Raw genomic sequence first — 17,979 nt, 5'->3', positions numbered from 1 at the left:
CCCTCGCCAAGCGGGATGGACGCGGATCGGGATGAGACGCAAGGCGTCTTTTGCAGTCGAGCCGTAGCTATTGACAAGGAAGACAACGCATTGGATCGCCCGAGTCCGCGTTCAGACCACGGCAGGGAGTTTTGCAGAGGGTCCCTAGTGTTGCGCGGCTGGGTGCGATCGGCGCAGGTAGATCCAGGCATCCAGCGCCAGCAGTGCCAACAGGCTGCAGCCGAGCACCGGCAGCAGCCAGCCCACGGCGGCGGCAACCAGCAACAGGGCCAGCGCAGCAGTACGCGGCAGCTGGCGCCATTGGTGGACCAGGGTCAGCTGGCCATGCAGCCATTCGCGGCCGCGGCCCGGGCGCTTGCGCCATTGCAGCCAGCCGGTCAGCGCCATCGCCACCATGCCGGCGCCCAGCAGCACCAGCAAGGCCTGGTTCAGAACACCCCAGCTGCCCATGTGCAGGTCAATGCCCCAGCGCGTCAGCTTGGCGGCCAGCGGGTAGTCGCGGAAGCGGTTGTGGTCCAGCACCTGGCCCTGCGCCAGGTCAATGGCCAGCGCATCCACTTCGGTGGGCCAGGAGCGGTTGATCTCCGTCACCGTCCAGGCCTTGCCTGCGGCGGCCGGTGGCCGGATCTCCAGCTTGCTGGATGCCAGGCCATGCTGGCGTGCCAGTGCCAGGGCGGTGTCAAAGTCCTGCGGCATGGGTGCCATAGCAGCCCTACCGGCCATGGCCATCGGTGCGGCCTGGTGCTCTGCATGGTCCGCATGCGGGCCGGCTGGGTGGTGGTGGGCATGCGCGCCAGCATGGTTCGCGCTCAGGTCGGTATTTAAGCTCGGCGTTTGCCAGCCCATCTGCTGCAGCGCCTGGCCAAAATGGCCGCCGGCCCAGCGCGACCAGGTCAGGCCCGTGGCCGACAGAAACAGCAGGCCCACCAGCAGCCACAGCCCCAAGCCATGGTGCCAGCGGCGCAGCGCAGCATGGGCTACGTGGGCGCCGGCCCGCTGCGGGCGCGACAGCCACCACAGGGCCACACCGCCCAGCGCAGCCACCCACAGCCAGGAGGCCGCCAGTTCGCTGTAAGTGCGGCCCCATTCACCCATCAGCAACTGGCGGTGCAGCAGATCGAGCTGCTTGCGCAGCGGCAGCACGCCGCTGGTGCCATAGACCGTCAGGTCGCCCTGCAGCGCCAGGCTGTAGGGGTTCACAAAGAGGCTGCGGTATTCCGAAGGGCCCAGCGCCGCATCGGCCACCATGACGCGGGTGCTACTGCGGGCATCGGGCGCCGGGCGCACAGCGACCACGGCAGCCGGAGTGGGCAGGGCCTGCAAGGCCGCTTGCACCTGGGCCGACAGCGGCTGCGCCGGGGCGCCTGGCGCCGATTCGGCCTGCAGCGCGCTGCGGTAGAGCTGGTTTTCCAGCTGGGGCGTCAGCGCATACAGCAGGCCGGTAGCGGCAGCCACCACGATGAACGGCGCGACCAGCAGGCCGATGTACAGATGCAGCCTGCGGATCAGCAGCTGCCAGGTTTTGCGGGAGGAGGGAGACATAAGGGATGGGGGGTCAGCGCATCGCGCGGCGCAGCGCGGCACTGCTCCAGTCCACCGCCATGCTCAGCAGCAGCATGGCAATGATGACGGTGCTGGCCTGCGCGTAGTGGAACAGCGAGAGTTCGACATACAGCAGCTGGCCCAGGCCACCAGCGCCGACAAAGCCGAGGATGGCCGCCATGCGGATGTTCATCTCCCAGCGGTACAGGGTGTAGGCCAGCAACTGCGGCGCGGCCGCTGGCAGCGTGCCGTAGCAAAAGGCCAGCAGGCGGCTGCTGCCGGCCAGGCGCAGCGCCCGGGCGGGGGCGGTAGGCGTATTCTGCAAGGCCTCGGCATAGAGCCGGCCCAGCACCCCGGCCGTGTGCAAGGCCAGCGCCAGCGCGCCGGCAAACGGGCCCAGGCCCACCGCCAGCACGGTGATCGTCGCCCAGACCAGCTCGGGCACCGAGCGCAGCAGGTTGAGCAGCGCGTTCCAGGGTGCGCGCCAGCGCGGCAAGGCCAGCAGCAGCCCGGCCATGGCCGCCAGCAGGCTGCCGATAATGGAAATGGCCAGGGTCTCCCACAACCCTTGGGCCACCTTGCGCAGCCAGGCGGCACTCAGGTCGGGCGAGAAAAAACCGGCCACGAAGCTGCCCATCGATTGCAGCGCATCGCGGCTGAACAGCGCGGACCAGTCGATGCCGAGCAGCCAGAAGCTGGCCCACAGGCCGATGCCGCCGAGCAGCAGCATGGCCGCGCTGCGCCAGCCAAAAGGCAGCGCACGGGCCGCTGGCGGCGTATCGAGCGCGCGGCGCAGCCACCAGGACAGCAGATCGGCCAGCGCCACCAGCAGCATGAAGGCCAGCAAGATGCTGGCGACCTCGCCGCCATTGAGCATCTTCATCGCCTGGTCCATCAGCTGGCCCAGGCCGCCCGCGCCCACAAAGCCCATCACCACCGAGGCGCGGATCGCGCATTCCCAGCGGTAGACGGTGTACGAGGTCAGCTCACGCGCTGCTTGCGGCAGGCTGCCGTAGAGCAAGGCCTGCAAACGGCCCGCGCCACTGGCGCGCAGGGCGCGGGCGGGGGCCGGGTCGGTGGATTCCAGAATCTCGGCATAGACCTTGGCCAGCATGCCGCCATAGGTCAGGCCCAGGGCCAGCACGCCAGCGGCGGGGCCCAGGCCAAACACCCGCACAAACACCAGCGCCCAGACCAGCTCGGGCACGCCGCGCAATATGGTCAGCACGCCGCGGGTAAGGGGGTTGAGGCTGACTTTCTCGCGCGCCGCGCCGCTGGCCAGGTAGGACAGCGGCAGCGCCAAAAGCAGTGCCAGCGCCATGCCGGCAGTGGCAATGGCCAGGGTCTCCAGGCTGGCCTGGCCCAGGTAGGCCAGAAACTCCTGGCTGCTCTCGGGCGGCAGAAACTGGGCCAGAAAGCCGCCGACCACTTTGAGATTGTTGCTGTCAAAAAACGGCGCCAGCGAGAAGCCCGAGGTCTGCAGCATCGGCCATAGCACTACGGCCGCCAGCAGCAGCGCGATGAGCCGGCCACGGGCAGCGGGATCGCGGCGATGCGTGTGCGCGGCAGCAGCAGGCATCAGCGGCATGTGATCACTTCAGCCGCCGGGGCGGGCACCAGCTGCGGCGTGGCGCTGCCCATGCTGCCCAGCGTGGGCAATACGGCCGCACTGCCATCGGCATGGGCATACAGGGCCTGGAGCTGTGCCTGGCTCACCTGCGCAGCGGGCAGGTCAAAGGCAATCCGGCCATCGCGGATGCCGACAATGCGGGCAAAGCAGCGGAGGGCCAGGTCCACCGCATGCAGGCTGGCCACCAAGGTGGCCTGGCGCGCAGCGGCTTCCTGCACCAGCAGCTGCACGGTGGCCAGCGACAGCGCAGGGTCGAGCGCGGAGACCGGCTCATCGGCCAGAATCAGCCGGGCCTGCTGGTAGAGCACCCGGGCAATACCCACGCGCTGCAGCTGGCCGCCGGAGAGCTGGTCGCAGCGCGCAAAGATCTTGTCCTCCATCTGCACACGGACCAGGGCCTCGCGGGCGCCGGCGATGTCTTGCGGGTAGGCCAGCGATGCCAGCGCCTTCCACAGCGGCCACTGGCCCAGGCGGCCGGCCAGCACGGCGGTGACCACGCGCTGGCGCAGCGCAATCGGCGCGCTCTGGTGCACGGTGCCAATCAGGCTGCGCAGCGCTTTGAGCTCGCGCACGGAGGGGGTGGCAGGCGCCGCCGGCAAGGCCTGGCCGAGCACCTGCATGCGGCCGCTGCTGGGCAGGTGGGCGGTGCCAATGGCCGTCAGCAGCGAGGTCTTGCCCGCGCCGGAGGGGCCGATCAGCGCAATGCTCTCGCCCTGGGCCGCCGACAGGCGAATGCCCGCGAGTGCGACAAAACCATTGGCGTGGGTCAGGCCCACATCGTCAAGCATAAAGCTCATGGATCAAATGCTGGAAAAGTGCAGCAGAGGCAGGCGGCATGGGCCCTGCAGCAGTGCCCATGCCCGGCGGCCCCTTACTTGAGCAGGCCGGCAGACTTGGCAGCCGCTTCGGTGCCGGCATAGTTCTCGGGCTTGGTCGGGATGAACTTGGAGGCGCGCTGCAAATCCATGATGGCCTTGTGCTCGGGCTTGGCCGGGTCCAGCGCCAGGAAGGCATCGGTCAGCTTCTTGATGATGGCCGGGTCCAGGTCGCCGCGCACGGTCCAGTTGTAGTCGAAATAGGTGGGGGTGGTGGCAAACACGCGCACCTTGCTGGTGTCCACCTTCTTGGTCTCGACCAGCTTGTCCCATACCGACGTATTGAGCACACCGGCCTCGGCCTTGCCGGCTGCCACAAAGGCCACGGTGGCGTCATGCGCGCCCGAGTAGGCCACGGTCTTGAAGTCCTTTTCCGGGTTCAGGCCGTCCTGCAGCAGAAAGTAGCGCGGCATCAGGCTGCCCGAGGTGGACGATGGCGCGCCAAATGCGAAGGTCTTGCCCTTGAGGTCGGCCAGGGTCTGGATGCTGGGGTCGGCCGTGATGAACTTGCTGGTGAACACCGCATCTTCGGCGCGCTGCACGATCGGGATGGCCGTGCCATTGGTGCGGATCTTTGCCTGCACATAGGTAAAGCCGCCCAGCCAGGCCAGGTCCAGCTTCCTGGTGGCGAGGGATTCAACCACCGCCGCATAGTCGGACACCGGCGTGAACACCACCTTCATGCCCGTCGCCTGCGACAGGTACTCGCCCAGCGGCTTGAACTTGCGCTGCAGCTCCGTGGGTGCCTCGTCGGGGATGGCAGATACGCGCAGCACCGCCGGGGTGTCTGCATGGGCACTGAAGCTAGCCAGGCTGGAGAGGGTGAGCGCGGCCAGCGACAGGCCACGCAGCGCCGAGCGGCGAGCGGTAGAGTGGGTCATAAAGCTTCCGTTCGTTAATCTACCGCCGTCCGGATACACGGCGGTTTAATAGGCCGCGCGGGGTGCGCGCAGCGATAGGGATCCAGGCAGTACACCGACCACCAAAGGAGGATTTTTGCGTATTTGCCAAAACCACCGCTGCCCCTCACGTTCTTTTTAGGCAACAGCGAAGGTGCAAGCGCCCGCTCAGGGCGGCCAGGCAACGCGCTTCAGGACAGCGCCAGCGGCGCAAAGTGGGCCTGCAAGGTGGCCAGCGCCAGCCGCACCCGCGCAGGCAGCGCCTGGCGCTCGGGGGTGAGGGCGGAGATGCGCAGGCTGCCGCAGTCCCAGTCGGGCAGCAGGCGCAGCAGCTGGCCGCTGCGTACCTGGTCGGCCACTTCGAGCGAAAACAGCCGCGCCAGGCCCAGCCCCTCGCTGCACAGCTGCTGCAGCGCGTACTGCTGGTTGCTGATGATGCGTGGCGCCGTGTGCAGCATGACCACCTCGCCGCTGTGGCGGTGCTGCAGCTGCATGCTGGCGCTGGTGGTCTTGCCGATGTTGCGCGCCATCCAGGGCCAGGCCTGCAAGGCCTGCGGGTGTTGTGGCACCGGCCTGCCTTGCGCCAGCGCAGGGGCGGCGCATATCCACCAAGGCAAGGTGCCCAGCGGGCGGGCCACCCAGTGGGAGTCGGGCAGCTCGCCCAGGCGGATGGCGATGTCCACCCGCTCTGCTACCAGGTCGCTGTGCGATTCATCGAGCAGCAGTTGCAGCCGCAGCTGCGGGTGGGCATGCAGCAACGGAGCCAGCGCCCGGCCCAGCGGTGCGGCCAGGCCCAGCACGGCGGCAATGCGCAGCTCGCCGACGGGCTCGTCGCGCTCGGCATCCAACTCGGCGCGGGCCTGGCGCGCGGCCTGCAGCATCACCGCGCACTGCGCATAAAAGCGCTGCCCGGCATCGGACAGGCTGAGCCTGCGCGTGGTGCGGTGCATCAGCGGCAGGCCCGCCTGGGCTTCCAGGTGGCGTACCTGCTGGCTGACGGCCGAGGCGCTCATGCCCAGCAGGCGCGCGGCCGCCGTCATCGAGCCTTGCTCGACCACGGTCGCAAAAATAGCCATGCGCTTGAGGTCTACCATCGGCTGATTATGAAGCACAGCTTCAAAGAAATGCTTGGATGGGAGGGATTATCAATGCCACTCGACCGGCATACAGTGTGGTCATGGCGTGGCGCAGAGGCTGCCCGCCTTTGTCCATGCGAAGGAAATACGATGAAAGTCACACTGATTGGATCGACCGGTTTTGTAGGCGCTGCACTGCTTGATGAACTGCTGCAGCGCGGCCACGAGGTGGTGGCCCTGGTGCGCGACCCCGCCAAGCTGGCGCCCCGCCCGCATCTGCAAGTGCTGCAGGGGGATGTGATGGATGCGGCCGTGGTGCAAAAGGCGGCCACCGGCAGCGATGCCGTGCTGTCGGCCTACAACGCAGGCTGGACCAACCCGAATATTTACGAGGACTTCCTCAAGGGCTCGCAGGCCATCGAGGCCGGCACCCGCGCAGCCGGTGTGGCCCGCTACCTGGTGGTGGGCGGCGCTGGCAGCCTGTATGTGAACGGCCAGCAGCTGGTGGATTCGCCCGAGTTCCCTGCCGCCATCAAGCCCGGTGCCAGTGCGGCCCGCGACATGTACACCGCGCTGCAAAAAGAGAGCGCTCTGGACTGGACCCTGCTGAGCCCGCCCGTGGGCTTCCATGGCGGATCAGCCGCGCAAAGCCAGGGCCGCACCGGCCAATACCGCACTGGCAAGGACGAGCCGCTGTGGCAAGCTGATGGCAGCCCTGGCGATATCTCGGCAGCGGATTTGGCCGTGGCCCTGGTCGATGCGCTGGAGCAGCATCTGCACAGCAAGGCCCGCTTCACCGTGGCGTACTAAAGAAAGTCCCAGGCTTAGTCGGCCTGCGCCAAAAACGTCTGCACCCGGCCGAGCACCTGCTCGGCCATTTCGCGGTGCGGCACATGGTGGGCGCCGGCGATGATCTCGGTCTGGCCACCGGCACCGGCCTGGCGGGCAATGCGCTCAGGGTGCGCGGTGCTGCCATATTCATCCAGCTCACCATGGATGGCGAGCAGAGGGCACTGCAGGCGGGGCAACCAGGCGTCCACGTTCCAATCGCTGAAGGCGGGGCTGAGCCAGGTCTCCGTCCAGGCATCCACCACCCAGCGTGCCTTGCTGCCGTGGTATTTGGCCAGGCGCTCCAGTTGCGCAGCGTCCTGGAACATCGCGCGGGCCTCGACAATGCCCGCCCGCGTGCGGTCTTCGACAAAGGCCTGGGCGGCGATGGTCACCAGCGCCGTGCAAGCCTGGCCCGCGCCGGCGGCTATCGCAATGCCCATGCCGCCACCCACGCTGTGGCCCAGCAACGCAAAGCGGTCCAGGCCCAGATGCTGGCGCACAATGGGGAAGTAAAGCTCCGCCTCTTCAGCCACAAACTGCGTTGATAGCCTGTCTGTGCGCGCATCCGATTGGCCAAAGCCCAGGCGGTCATAGGCGATCACCTGCCGTCCCGTGGCCTGGGCCAGCTGCGCTGGAAAATCGCGCCACAGCGCGACTGAACCCAGCGAGTCATGCATCAGCACCAGTGGCGCTTTGTGCGTGGTGCTCGGGGTCCAGGTTTTGGCATACAGCCGGCCCTGTGGGGGCAGGCCGATCCAGTGCTCTTGGGCGATGGCGGCGGTGTCGGTCATGGTCTGGGCGGCGAGGGAAATGGCCAGATCTTAGTGGCGCCGTGCGCTGTTTATCTGCCCGCCGGAGACACCACAAAGTTCATCTGCATCTGCGCACGTGCCGGATCGGTCCAGCGGTAGGGCAGCTCGGCCTCTTGCACCTGCAGCATGGCATCGACGGGCCAGGCGGCCCACCACCAGGCATCGGACGCCGGGTCCTCGGTGGAGATCTGCAGCCAGGGCAGGTGCTGGCGGCGGGCGCTTTCAGCGGCCTGCCAGGCGCAGTCCTTATGGAAGCCCGGTTCGTCTGCATCGCAGACCACGATCTTGGCCTGGGGGAACAGAATGCGCATCACGCCGCCGGTGGTGTGGTGTTCGGCCAGCACCATGCCCTGGCCTTGGTAGCCGGCCTGGCGCAAGGTGGTGGCAATCAGGTCCAGCTGCCAGTTGAGGCGGTCGCCCTTGCCGCGCTTGGCATCGCGCAGCGGCGCCAGCAACGCCAGCGACCAGACCAGCACCAGCATGCCCAGACAGGCCAGCAGATAGCGCCGGCGGCTTGTGTCCGACTGGGCCAGCGCCGGCCAGCGGGCCAGCATGTAGAGCGGAAAAATGAGCAGCAGCGGCTGGATCCAGCGGCCATCGAACTTGGCCGCACCCGCCAGCGCCATCAGCACCAGCGCGCCCGCCACCAGCGCCATATAGCGGCCCAGCAGCGGCACCAGCCAGTCAGGCGTGGGGCTGTGATTGACAGCGCCGCTGGCTGCAGCGCGCTGTTGCCAAAAGCGCCCACTGGTCCAGCGCGCCATCAGCAGCAAGGGCAGCACCGCCAGCAGCAAAAAGGCCAGCAGATCGCGCAGGCCGTGGGCCAGGCCGCTGAGGTAGGAGCTGGTCTCTGCTGGATGCAGCTTGTCCAGGGTGGCGCCGCTGGCCGCTTGCCAGTGCTCCAGCACCCACCAGGCATGGGGGGCGACCAGCGCGATGCTGATCAGCGGCGTGAGCCACCAGCCGCGCGACAACAGTGCGCGGCGCGTGCTGGCCATGCTCAGGCAGGCCAGCAGCAGGGTGACGGCGACCAGCAGGTAGCTGTACTTGGACAACATGCCCCAGGCGACGACGAGGCCCAGGTAGACAAAGCCCAGCGGGCGCGGCTGGCGCAACTGGCGCAGCAGCAACCACCAGGTGGCGCAGATGGCGCAGGTCAGCATCACCGTATGGGTCTGGTCGCGCAGCAACTGCCAGGCAATGCCGGGCAGCCAGGTCATGCCGGCAGCGGCCAGCCAGGCCTGGCGCGCGGGCAGAACCTGGCGTGCGGCCAGCAGCATAAAGACAAAGCTCAGCGCGATCAGGCTGTTTTTCAGCAGCACCACGGCCAGGGTGCTCGGGCCCAGCACCCCCACCAGGCCCCATTGCAGCCAGGTGTAGAGCGGCGGCTGGGGCCCATAGCCCAGCGCCAGTTGCTGGGACCAGACCAGCTGCTCGTTCTGGTCCCAGGACACGCCGTGCGAAGCCAGCAGGCGGCTGGCCATGACCAGTACAAACAGCGCAGCAATCCAGCGCAGTGCTTGGCGGTCAACGGCAGGGGGCGGGGCAGAAGGCGGGGTCATGCAAGCGGAGGGAAGGGCGGCATGGCCGCCAAAAATAGCTGCCCGATCATAAGGGGCAGACGTAAAGCCAGCGCAAAGCGCGAAGGCCAGGTAAGGCGCTTGTCAGCCCGCGCTGGGCCAGGGCGCATCGCCATACAGCTGCGCTGCGCTGATGCCCAGATTCAGCCGGTGGATGGGCAGTGGCGGCGGTTGCAGCTGCAAGCCCAGGCGCTGGTAGACGCCTTCGCTCGACAGCCCGAAGGGCGCCGCATCGGCATTGTCAAATGCAAAAAACACCTGCTTGGCCTGGCCCGCCACTATTGCTGCCAGACACATGGGGCAGGGGTGGCCGGAGGCATAGACCGTCAGCCCCTGCAGATGCGGCAGCTGGCGCTGGTGGCAGCAGTCGCGGATGGCTTCCATCTCGGCGTGGCCAGTCATGTCCTGCGTCTGGCTGATGGTGTTCACGCCCCGGCCCAGAATGCGGCCCGCATCATCGGCAATCGCTGCGGCAAAGGGGCGGCCTTTGTGCAGATGGCGGTTGTGGTGGGCGCGGTCCAGCACCTCGCGCATGATGGCAGCGTGCTGGGCTGGCAGGGTGTCGGTCATGGGGCTCTTCTTATCGGGGAACACGGGCTTGATTGTCCTGTCAGCCCAGGGGGCAGCGCGGCTTGGGCGGCAAAGGCTGACAGTGGCACTGCGGCTTGCGGGGTCGGCATGGTGGGGGCAAGATGCAGGGCATGAACACTGAGCCGCTTTCTTCCCGCTCCCTGCCCGGCGATGCCTGGGATGCTGCGCAAACGGGCCATGCCTTGTTCCGCACCCGCCTGGGTGTTTGTGGCATTGCCTGGGGTGCGCAAGCCGTTGTCGCGCTGCGGCTGCCCGAGCCCAGCCTGGAGGCTACACAGATGCGCCTGCTGGAGCATGCCCGCCAGCGCCGCGAGGGCTTGTGGCCACAGGCCCAGGCGCCCGGTGATCTGAGTGCCCAGGCTTTGCAGGCGGTGGCCGGCGTGCAGTGGCTGCTGGCCGGGCGCCAGCAGACCAGTGAACCGGAGGGCAGCGCGCGCTGGCCGGATGCACCTGCCCCCGTGCTGGGCGACCTGCGCAGCTTGCTGACCCTGAACCGCTGGTCCGCGCACAGCGGTTTGCCACTGCTCGATGATGTGGTGCTCGACTGGCATGGGGTGCCGGATTTTTCGCGTGCGGTCTACCAGCTGGCACTGGCCATTGAGCCGGGGCAGACGCGCAGCTATGGTGAGCTTGCCGACGACTTGGGTGGCAAGGGGATGGCCCGTGCGGTAGGCCAGGCGCTGGGGGCTAACCCTTTTGCACCCGTGGTGCCCTGCCACCGCATCTTGGCGGCGCATGGCGCGCGCGGCGGCTTCTCAGCCAATGGCGGCACGCGCACTAAACTGCAAATGCTGGAATGGGAGGGTGCAGCGCTGGGCGACGGCATCAGCCTGGGCTTGTTTGACTGAGCCTCTCTAGGGATGAAAAAAGGGCCGCGTTGCGGCCCTTGGTGTATGGAAGCAATAGCCCCCAGCCCTTTGAACAGGTTCTTAGACCACGCCTTCGCTGTGCAGCTGCGCAATCTGCGCGGGCGAGCGGCCCAGCTCGGCCAGGATCTCGTCGGTGTGCTGGCCCATTGCGGGCGGCGGGCGGCGCACCACAGGCGGGGTGGCGGTCAGCCGCATGGGGCTGGCGACGGTGCTGATCGTACCGATCTGGTCGCCGGCATCGCGCGGGATCCGCACATGCAGGCCGCGTGCAATCACCTGCGCATCGTCAAAGGCCTGGGCGATGTTGTTGATGGGGCCGCAGGGGACGGCCTTGTCTTCGAGCAGCGCAATCCATTCGGCGGTGGTGCGGGTTTTCATCAACGGGTACATCAGTTCCTGCAAATCCTTGCGGTGGATGATGCGGCCCGAGTTGCGGGTAAAGCGCGGGTCCTGCGCCCAGGCCTCGTTGCCGGTGGCGGCGCAAAAGCGCGCGAACTGGCCGTCGTTGCCAATGGCCAGCAGCACATTGCCGTCCTTGCTGGGGAAATCCTGGTAGGGGCCCACGCTGGGGTGGATATTGCCTGCGCGCTGCGGAATATCGTCCGCATTCAGGTAGCCCACGGCCTGGTTGGCCAGCACGGCCATGCCCACATCCAGCAGCGCCATGTCGATGTGCTGGCCTTCGCCGGTCCGGTGGCGTGCCTGCAGCGCGGCCAGGATCGAGCAGCAGGAGTAAATACCGGTGAACACATCGGTGACTGCGACGCCCACCTTGAGCGGGCCGCCACCGGGCTCGCCATCAGGGTGGCCGGTGATGCTCATCATGCCGCTCATCGCCTGCACCATCAGGTCGTAGCCGGCGCGCGGGGCGTAGGGGCCGGTCTGGCCAAAGCCGGTGACCGAGCAGTAGATCAGGCGCGGGTTGATCTTGCGCAGGCTTTCGTAGTCCAGGCCATAGGCCTTGAGGCCGCCGACCTTGAAATTCTCGACGAGGATGTCGGCATCCTTGGCCAGCTCGACGATCAGCGCCTGGCCCTGGGGCGAGGCCATGTCGATGGTGATGCTGCGCTTGTTGCGGTTGCAGCAGGTGTAGTAGCTGGCCTGCTCGGTCTTGGTGCCGTCATCGGTGTGCAGGTAGGGAGGGCCCCAGTGGCGCGTGTCGTCACCGGCTTCGGGCCGCTCGACCTTGATCACCTCGGCGCCCAGGTCACCGAGCATCTGCGCGCACCAGGGGCCGGCCAGCACCCGCGACAGATCCAGAACTTTGATGCCGTCCAGCGGCGCGATGGGTGCGGTCATGGTGTCTCCAAATTCGATAGCTGCCCATGCATGTGCAACAGGCGCTGCAGCAAGAAATTTCTGCAAAACTTGCCGATGGTACGTGCGGCCTCAGGGCGGCGCCATTCGCATCCGGCAAGGGGGTGGTTAAGCGATCACAAAACACCACAACCCACCCACGCAGCGCCTGCGGTGAAGTGGGTTGTGGGCAGGCATGCAGCGGGCGCTGCATGCGATGGGGCTCGGGCCGTTCTTAATTGGCGAACGCGGCGATGCCGGTCTGGGCGCGACCCAGGATCAGCGCGTGCACATCGTGCGTGCCTTCGTAGGTGTTCACCACTTCCAGGTTGACCAGGTGGCGCGCCACACCGAACTCGTCGCTGATGCCGTTGCCGCCCATCATGTCGCGGGCCAGGCGGGCAATGTCCAGCGACTTGCCGCAGTTGTTGCGCTTGATCAGCGACGTGATCTCGATGACGTTCTGGTGCTCGTCCTTCATGCGGCCCACGCGCAGCGCCGCTTGCAGGCCCAGCGTGATTTCGGTCTGCATGTCGGCCAGCTTTTTCTGGATCAGCTGGTTGGCGGCCAGCGGGCGGCCAAACTGCTTGCGGTCCATCGTGTACTGGCGCGCGGTGTGCCAGCAGAACTCGGCCGCACCCATCGCACCCCAGGCAATGCCAAAGCGGGCGCTGTTGAGGCAGGTGAAGGGGCCCTTCAAACCACGCACTTCGGGGAAGGCGTTTTCTTCCGGCACAAACACGTCGTCCATGACGATTTCGCCGGTGATCGAGGCACGCAGGCCCACCTTGCCGTGGATTGCAGGAGCCGACAGGCCCTTCATGCCCTTTTCCAGCACAAAGCCACGGATCTGGCCGACGGCGCCGCCTTCGGAGACTTCCTTGGCCCAGACCACGAACACATCGGCGATGGGGCTGTTGGTGATCCACATCTTGCTGCCCTTGAGCTTGTAGCCGCCGTCCACCTTGTAGGCGCGGGTGGCCATGCTGCCAGGGTCGGAGCCGTGGTCAGGCTCGGTCAGGCCAAAGCAGCCGATGAACTCGCCCGATGCCAGCTTGGGCAGGTACTTTTGCTTTTGCGCTTCGGTGCCGAACTCGTTGATTGGCACCATCACCAGCGAGGACTGCACCGAGGCCATCGAGCGGTAGCCCGAGTCGATGTACTCGATCTCGCGTGCCACCAGGCCGTAGCTCACATAGTTGAGGCCGGCGCCACCGTATTCGGTCGGGATGGTGGGGCCCAGCAGGCCCAGCTCGCCCATCTCACGGAAGATGCTCGTGTCAACCGATTCCTTGCGGAACATTTCCTGCACGCGTGGTGCCAGCTTGTCGCGGCAATAGGCACGGGCCGCGTCGCGGATCATGCGCTCGTCTTCGGTCAGTTGTTCGTCGAGGTGGAAGGGATCTTCCCAGGTGAATTGCGCCATGTCTGCTCCTTGGATCGGTATTCGCTTATTGGAAGGCAGGGCCAGACGCCGATGCGCTGCCCTGCCAAAACAGCCGCCATGGTAGACCCGCGCTAGCAGCGGGGCAAACGATTGTTTATCATCCAGATATGCGACCTACGCATTTATAAAAACGCATGCACTGGGTAATGCCAGAGAAAGATGCAGTGATGCCATGCGTCACATCGGAGACAAGATATGCGCCGAATGATTCCCTCGACCCAGGCACTGGCCTGTTTTGAGGCCGCCGCCCGCCACGAGAGCTACACCCGCGCTGCCCAGGAGCTGGCGCTGACGCAAAGCGCCGTCTCGCGCCAGATCATTGCGCTGGAAGAGCAGCTGGGCGTGCAGCTGTTCAAGCGCTCGCGCCACGGCATGGTGCTGACGCCTGCGGGCCACCAGTACAGCCATCAGGTGGCGCAGTGGCTGCAGGGCATTGAGCGCGGCACCTTGGACATCATGGCCCACCAGGGCGCAGGTGGCGCGATCAGCATTGCGGCCGTGCCCACCTTTGCGACCCGCTGGCTGTTGCCGCGCCTGCCGCAGTTTTTGCAGCAGCATCCCGGCGTGGTCGTGCATATCGATGTGCAGACCCGGCCCTTTGCGTTTGCCGAGCGCCTGGTCGATGCCGCCATCTATGCCGGTACTGCCGAGCAGGCGCGCCAATGGCCGGGTACACAGGCGACCTGGTTGATGGACGAGGTGATCGTGCCGGTCTGCAGCCCGCGCCTGTTGGAAGGCGCCACCCAGCGCGGGCGCGGCCGAGCCTACCTGACCGTATCGCCCCAGGTGCTGGCGCAGCTGCCGCTGCTGCAGCAAAGCACCCGGCCCGATGGTTGGCGCAAGTGGTTTGATGCTGCCGGTGTGCCGGCCCCCCATGCGCTCGATGGCCCGCGCTATGAGCTGTTCTCGATGTTGGCTGTGGCCGCAGCAGCCGGCATGGGGGTGGCGCTGATTCCGCCGATGCTGATCGAGGATGAGCTGGCCCGGGGCGAGCTGGTGGTTGCCTGCGAGCAGCCGTTGAAAGGCAGCCGCGCCTATTACTGGATGACCCCGCTGGCGAACGAGCCCATGCCCGCCCAGCCTGCGCTGCAGGCCTTTGGCAACTGGCTCAAGGGCCGGGCGGGCGCCTCTTAGAACAGGTTCTTAGGGTAAGTGCTGCAGCGCAACAGGCCTCCGCCGTCACTACAATCTAAAAATTGCCTTAGAGGTAAAAACCGCCGTCCCAGAGACTAGGATGGTCGGTATTCCCATAACGCCCGCCGTTGGCGAGAGACACAGGAGATCCGCGTGCCGGAAAACACCCCAGGAACAGCTACCGCGTCCGAGCGCGTCGTCAAGAAATACCCCAACCGCCGTCTGTACGACACCCAGACCTCTGCCTACATCACCTTGGCCGAGGTCAAGGCGCTGGTCATGCAGAACGAGCCCATCGTCGTCAAGGACGCCAAGACCGGCGAGGACCTGACGCGCAGCATTCTGCTGCAGATCATTCTCGATGAGGAAGCCGGCGGCGCGCCGATGTTCACCGAGGCCATGCTGGTCAACATCATCCGCTTCTACGGCCATGCGATGCAGGGCTTCATGGGCTCCTACCTGGAGCGCAATGTGCAGCTGTTCACGGAGATGCAAGGCCGCTTTGCCGACCAGATGAAGGGCGCCACGCCCGAGATGTGGCGCAACTTTCTGGGCATGCCGATGCCCGGCGTGCCAGGTATGCCCGATGCGAGCAACTACCAGGCCCAGTCGCAGCAGTTCTTCCAGCAGATGCAGGAGCAGATGCAAAAGCAGACCGAGCAGATGCTGACGGCCTTCGGGATCAAGCGGCCCTGATGCCGGGGCTGGCTGGGCGCTGCATCAGGGGGCCAGCCATCTTGCGCATCCGTTGCCGGGTGGCGTAGCAGCCACATGCAGCTGGCGCAGACCCGGGCGTTCAACGCAGTGTTGGCCCATTCGTTGAACACCTGGACTGCACGTGCTATAACTTCAGCTCTTTCAAACCTCTTGCCCTTTTCGGAGCCCGACATGTCCCGCCTGTTCGTCACCTGCTAATCGCCGACGACTGCATTTGCAGCCTCGTGCGGCGCAAGTCTGCGCCACAGCTGGCTGCGGTACTGGCTCCGAGCTCCCAACGCCTGCCATGAGGCTGCGGGAGCGCTGAATCCCCCGCTTCCCCTGCGCGACGACCTCTTTCCTTTTGGGGCAAGAGCGGTCGACCTGCGCCTCACGTTCGTTGGCTTTCCCTGTCCTGCTGGACAGCGAGACGCTTCTCGCTGCAACGAACATGAATCCCCACTCTCTTTCGATATTCAAATACCCGCGCACGCCCCACCTGGAAGGATCGCGCTTGCAAGCGGGCGACGATGCCCATGACCAGGTGCCCCTCAAAGCCCTGGCCGGCCAACACGTCGTCATCGAGGAAAAACTCGACGGCGCCAACGCCGGCATTTCCTTTACCGGCGCTGGCGAGCAGCTGCTGCAATCCCGGGGCCACTACCTGGTGGGCGGCGGCAGCGAGCGGCAGTTCAACCTCTTCAAAGTCTGGGCCGCAGCCCATGAAGCTGCGTTGCTTGAGCGCCTCGAAGACCGCTTCGTCGTCTACGGTGAGTGGACCCATGCCAAGCACTCGGTCTTCTATGACCAGTTGCCGCACCACTTCCACGAGTTCGACATTTTTGACCGCGAAACGGGTCAATTCCTATCCACCCCGCGACGCCATGCGCTCCTGCAGGGATCACCGGTGTTGTCCGTCCCGGTGCTCTACGAAGGTCCGATGCCGACAGACTCTGCCTTGCTGTGGGCACTGGTGCGGCCCTCGCTGGCCAAGAGCCGCGCCTGGCGCCAGTCGTTTGACCTCGCCGTCCAACGAGAGGGCCTACCGGCCCCGCTGTGCTGGCAACAGACGAATAACTCGGACCTGGCAGAAGGCCTGTACCTGAAGGTGGAGGAGGGCGGCCAGGTGGTGGCGCGCTACAAGCTCGTGCGGCAGGACTTTCTCCAGACGATTCTGGACAGCGGCTCGCACCACAGCCAGCGGCCGATGATTGCCAATGGCCTGGCACAAGGGGTCGACCTCTATGCGCCACAGCCTTCGGTGCGCTGGGAAGACCTGTCCCTGCACACCCTTCGCTCGCTGGATGCATTGAAAGCGATGGCCCGGGGCGACAGGGCAGGCAGGCCGGATGGTGCCGGCCGAGCATCGGGAAAAAGCTTTCCCGCAAAGGAGGGGGTATGAACTGGTCAACGATTGCAGGCCTGGTGCCTGCGCCGGGAACTGCCCCGGATTTTGCCGCCTGTCTGGCGGCCTTCCCGGTACTGGAGCGGGCCAAGACGACGGTGCAGGACCCCCGTTACCATGCCGAAGGGGATGTCTGGACGCACACCCAAATGGTGGTGCACGAGCTGCTGGCGCTGCCGGACTACCTGCAGGCGAGTCCGCATGACCGTGCGGTCTTGTTTCTGGCGGCCTTGCTGCACGATGTGGCCAAATACCGCACGACGGTCATCGACCCGCAGACCGGGGCCATTGGCCAGCCCGGCCATTCCCGCAAGGGAGCGGTGGAGGCCCGTGTGCTGCTCTGGGATGCGGGCGCGCCGTTGGAGCTGCGAGAGGCGGTCTGCCGCCTGATTGCGGTGCATCAGCTGCCATTTTTCGCGTTGGCGGGGTCTCGTTCTGGCAAGACGCCCGAGCGCATGGTGCGGGAGACGTCCTGGCAAGTGAATCTCGTCCACCTGGCCGCTCTGGCCGAGGCGGATATGCGCGGGCGTGTGTGCATGGACCAGCAGGCGGTGCTGGACAACATCGAACTCTTTCGGGAACTGGCGCGCGAAGAAGGATGCTATGGGAGCCCTCGGCGGTTTGCCGATGCCCACACCAGGCTGAGTTACTTCCGGGGGGCGGATGTGCACCCGGACTATGCGCTCTTTCAGGAACCTGGATCGCGCGTGACCGTGATGTGTGGCCTGCCGGCATCGGGAAAGGACACCTGGCTGGCGCAGCACCGGCGCGGCCTGCCTGTGGTGTCCTTCGATGATGCGAGAGACGCACTGGACCTGAAGCATGGCGAAAACGAAGGCGCTGCTGCGCACTTTGCGCATGACAAGGCCCGGGAACTGCTCCGCAAGAAGGCGCCTTTCGTCTGGAGCGCCACGCATCTGAGCCTGCAGATGCGGACGCGCACGCTCGATCTGCTCTATGCCTACGGTGCCGAAGTGGAGCTGGTGTATCTGGAGCAGTCCCGTGCCGAGCTGCTGCGCCGTAACAGCCGCCGGGACTCGACCCTGTCCAACAAGGCGCTGCAATCGCTGCTGAACCGCTGGGAGCTGCCCTCCGAGACGGAGGCCCACGCGTTGCGAATGGAACTCCGCTGAAATCGAGGCAGCTGCAGAGGCTGAGCCGTCTGCAACGCGATCTGGCTCAACGTAGTCAACGCTGGTGCTGTCCTGTGCACCCTGTTGCATGGGCAGTTGTGGCGAGGGGCAGGAGCTCCGCTGCGGGTCTATACCCCAGGGGCAGAGCCTGCCCGGGCGCCTG

At 66.3% G+C, this 17,979-nt stretch carries 16 protein-coding genes; 6 read left to right on the top strand and 10 right to left on the bottom strand.

The window, feature by feature from the left end:
* Nucleotides 1-144 precede the first annotated feature (144 nt).
* The 5 genes from ACHWUQ_RS11840 to ACHWUQ_RS11820 form a co-directional block, all read right to left on the bottom strand.
* On the bottom strand, nt 145-1,542 hold the full coding sequence (locus ACHWUQ_RS11840) for a PepSY-associated TM helix domain-containing protein (protein ID WP_394681244.1): 1,398 nt from the start codon (nt 1,540-1,542) through the stop codon (nt 145-147).
* Between the two features lie 13 nt (nt 1,543-1,555).
* Nucleotides 1,556-3,130 (bottom strand): phosphonate ABC transporter, permease protein PhnE, encoded by a 1,575-nt coding sequence (gene phnE, locus ACHWUQ_RS11835; RefSeq protein WP_394681243.1) that lies wholly within the window; start codon nt 3,128-3,130, stop codon nt 1,556-1,558.
* Complete coding sequence (locus ACHWUQ_RS11830) at nt 3,121-3,969, bottom strand: phosphonate ABC transporter ATP-binding protein (RefSeq protein WP_394681242.1); 849 nt, start codon at nt 3,967-3,969, stop codon at nt 3,121-3,123. The genes phnE and ACHWUQ_RS11830 overlap by 10 nt, the downstream gene beginning before the upstream one ends.
* A 74-nt stretch (nt 3,970-4,043) precedes the next feature.
* Entirely contained in the window at nt 4,044-4,928 is an 885-nt protein-coding gene (locus ACHWUQ_RS11825) for a putative selenate ABC transporter substrate-binding protein (protein ID WP_230774633.1), read from the bottom strand.
* Nucleotides 4,929-5,137: 209 nt separating this feature from the next.
* A complete protein-coding gene (locus ACHWUQ_RS11820; protein ID WP_394681241.1) occupies nt 5,138-6,040 on the bottom strand; it encodes a LysR family transcriptional regulator in 903 nt (300 codons plus the stop codon).
* Between the two features lie 132 nt (nt 6,041-6,172).
* Here ACHWUQ_RS11820 and ACHWUQ_RS11815 point away from each other — a divergent pair, with 132 nt between their 5' ends.
* On the top strand, nt 6,173-6,832 hold the full coding sequence (locus ACHWUQ_RS11815) for an NAD(P)-dependent oxidoreductase (RefSeq protein WP_394681240.1): 660 nt from the start codon (nt 6,173-6,175) through the stop codon (nt 6,830-6,832).
* Between the two features lie 14 nt (nt 6,833-6,846).
* Here the strand turns inward: ACHWUQ_RS11815 and ACHWUQ_RS11810 are convergent, their stop codons facing one another.
* The 3 genes from ACHWUQ_RS11810 to ACHWUQ_RS11800 all read right to left on the bottom strand — a co-directional run bounded on the left by ACHWUQ_RS11810 (nt 6,847) and on the right by ACHWUQ_RS11800 (nt 9,815).
* Nucleotides 6,847-7,644 (bottom strand): alpha/beta fold hydrolase, encoded by a 798-nt coding sequence (locus ACHWUQ_RS11810; protein WP_394681239.1) that lies wholly within the window; start codon nt 7,642-7,644, stop codon nt 6,847-6,849.
* A gap of 50 nt (nt 7,645-7,694) precedes the next feature.
* Complete coding sequence (locus ACHWUQ_RS11805; protein WP_394681238.1) at nt 7,695-9,227, bottom strand: glycosyltransferase family 39 protein; 1,533 nt, start codon at nt 9,225-9,227, stop codon at nt 7,695-7,697.
* 102 nt (nt 9,228-9,329) lie between these two features.
* Nucleotides 9,330-9,815, bottom strand: coding sequence for a nucleoside deaminase (locus tag ACHWUQ_RS11800; RefSeq protein WP_394681237.1), 486 nt, complete (start codon nt 9,813-9,815; stop codon nt 9,330-9,332).
* 131 nt (nt 9,816-9,946) lie between these two features.
* Between ACHWUQ_RS11800 and ACHWUQ_RS11795 the strand changes: the two genes are divergently transcribed.
* The gene (locus ACHWUQ_RS11795; RefSeq protein WP_394681236.1) at nt 9,947-10,684 is read left to right on the top strand and encodes a methylated-DNA--[protein]-cysteine S-methyltransferase; all 738 of its coding nucleotides are present in this window, start codon (nt 9,947-9,949) and stop codon (nt 10,682-10,684) included.
* Nucleotides 10,685-10,765: 81 nt separating this feature from the next.
* Here ACHWUQ_RS11795 and ACHWUQ_RS11790 read toward each other — a convergent pair whose 3' ends face one another.
* On the bottom strand, nt 10,766-12,004 hold the full coding sequence (locus ACHWUQ_RS11790) for a CaiB/BaiF CoA transferase family protein (protein ID WP_394681235.1): 1,239 nt from the start codon (nt 12,002-12,004) through the stop codon (nt 10,766-10,768).
* Between the two features lie 232 nt (nt 12,005-12,236).
* Nucleotides 12,237-13,427, bottom strand: coding sequence for an acyl-CoA dehydrogenase (locus tag ACHWUQ_RS11785; protein WP_021026966.1), 1,191 nt, complete (start codon nt 13,425-13,427; stop codon nt 12,237-12,239).
* 216 nt (nt 13,428-13,643) lie between these two features.
* On the opposite strand from ACHWUQ_RS11785, the gene ACHWUQ_RS11780 reads away from it, so the two are divergent.
* From ACHWUQ_RS11780 to ACHWUQ_RS11765, 4 genes are all read left to right on the top strand, one after another.
* Nucleotides 13,644-14,582, top strand: a complete 939-nt coding sequence (locus ACHWUQ_RS11780; protein WP_394681234.1) for a LysR substrate-binding domain-containing protein — start codon at nt 13,644-13,646, stop codon at nt 14,580-14,582.
* A 153-nt stretch (nt 14,583-14,735) separates the two neighbouring features.
* Complete coding sequence (gene phaR, locus ACHWUQ_RS11775) at nt 14,736-15,278, top strand: polyhydroxyalkanoate synthesis repressor PhaR (protein WP_021026964.1); 543 nt, start codon at nt 14,736-14,738, stop codon at nt 15,276-15,278.
* A gap of 451 nt (nt 15,279-15,729) precedes the next feature.
* Nucleotides 15,730-16,680, top strand: coding sequence for an RNA ligase family protein (locus ACHWUQ_RS11770; RefSeq protein WP_394681233.1), 951 nt, complete (start codon nt 15,730-15,732; stop codon nt 16,678-16,680).
* Nucleotides 16,677-17,816 carry an AAA family ATPase gene (locus ACHWUQ_RS11765; protein ID WP_394681232.1) on the top strand — a complete coding sequence of 380 codons (1,140 nt, stop codon included), beginning with the start codon at nt 16,677-16,679 and terminating at the stop codon, nt 17,814-17,816. The genes ACHWUQ_RS11770 and ACHWUQ_RS11765 overlap by 4 nt, the downstream gene beginning before the upstream one ends.
* The last annotated feature ends 163 nt before the right edge of the window (nt 17,817-17,979 follow it).

The sequence above is a fragment of the uncultured Comamonas sp. genome (assembly GCF_964277875.1).
In the GTDB taxonomy this organism is placed as follows: Bacteria; Pseudomonadota; Gammaproteobacteria; order Burkholderiales; family Burkholderiaceae_C; genus Comamonas; species Comamonas sediminis.
The sequence above is the reverse complement of the archived record's forward strand: the minus strand, read 5'-3'. Positions and strand labels throughout refer to the sequence as shown.

Coding starts and splice junctions, on each gene's coding strand:
- ACHWUQ_RS11815 (WP_394681240.1), top strand. CDS start 6,173: ATGAAAGTCACACTGATTGGATCGACCGGTTTTGTAGGCGCTGCACTG.
- ACHWUQ_RS11825 (WP_230774633.1), bottom strand. CDS start 4,928: ATGACCCACTCTACCGCTCGCCGCTCGGCGCTGCGTGGCCTGTCGCTG.
- ACHWUQ_RS11840 (WP_394681244.1), bottom strand. CDS start 1,542: ATGTCTCCCTCCTCCCGCAAAACCTGGCAGCTGCTGATCCGCAGGCTG.
- ACHWUQ_RS11790 (WP_394681235.1), bottom strand. CDS start 12,004: ATGACCGCACCCATCGCGCCGCTGGACGGCATCAAAGTTCTGGATCTG.
- ACHWUQ_RS11805 (WP_394681238.1), bottom strand. CDS start 9,227: ATGACCCCGCCTTCTGCCCCGCCCCCTGCCGTTGACCGCCAAGCACTG.
- ACHWUQ_RS11830 (WP_394681242.1), bottom strand. CDS start 3,969: ATGAGCTTTATGCTTGACGATGTGGGCCTGACCCACGCCAATGGTTTT.
- ACHWUQ_RS11765 (WP_394681232.1), top strand. CDS start 16,677: ATGAACTGGTCAACGATTGCAGGCCTGGTGCCTGCGCCGGGAACTGCC.
- ACHWUQ_RS11785 (WP_021026966.1), bottom strand. CDS start 13,427: ATGGCGCAATTCACCTGGGAAGATCCCTTCCACCTCGACGAACAACTG.
- ACHWUQ_RS11810 (WP_394681239.1), bottom strand. CDS start 7,644: ATGACCGACACCGCCGCCATCGCCCAAGAGCACTGGATCGGCCTGCCC.
- ACHWUQ_RS11780 (WP_394681234.1), top strand. CDS start 13,644: ATGCGCCGAATGATTCCCTCGACCCAGGCACTGGCCTGTTTTGAGGCC.
- ACHWUQ_RS11820 (WP_394681241.1), bottom strand. CDS start 6,040: ATGGTAGACCTCAAGCGCATGGCTATTTTTGCGACCGTGGTCGAGCAA.
- phnE (WP_394681243.1), bottom strand. CDS start 3,130: ATGCCGCTGATGCCTGCTGCTGCCGCGCACACGCATCGCCGCGATCCC.
- ACHWUQ_RS11800 (WP_394681237.1), bottom strand. CDS start 9,815: ATGACCGACACCCTGCCAGCCCAGCACGCTGCCATCATGCGCGAGGTG.
- ACHWUQ_RS11770 (WP_394681233.1), top strand. CDS start 15,730: ATGAATCCCCACTCTCTTTCGATATTCAAATACCCGCGCACGCCCCAC.
- ACHWUQ_RS11795 (WP_394681236.1), top strand. CDS start 9,947: ATGAACACTGAGCCGCTTTCTTCCCGCTCCCTGCCCGGCGATGCCTGG.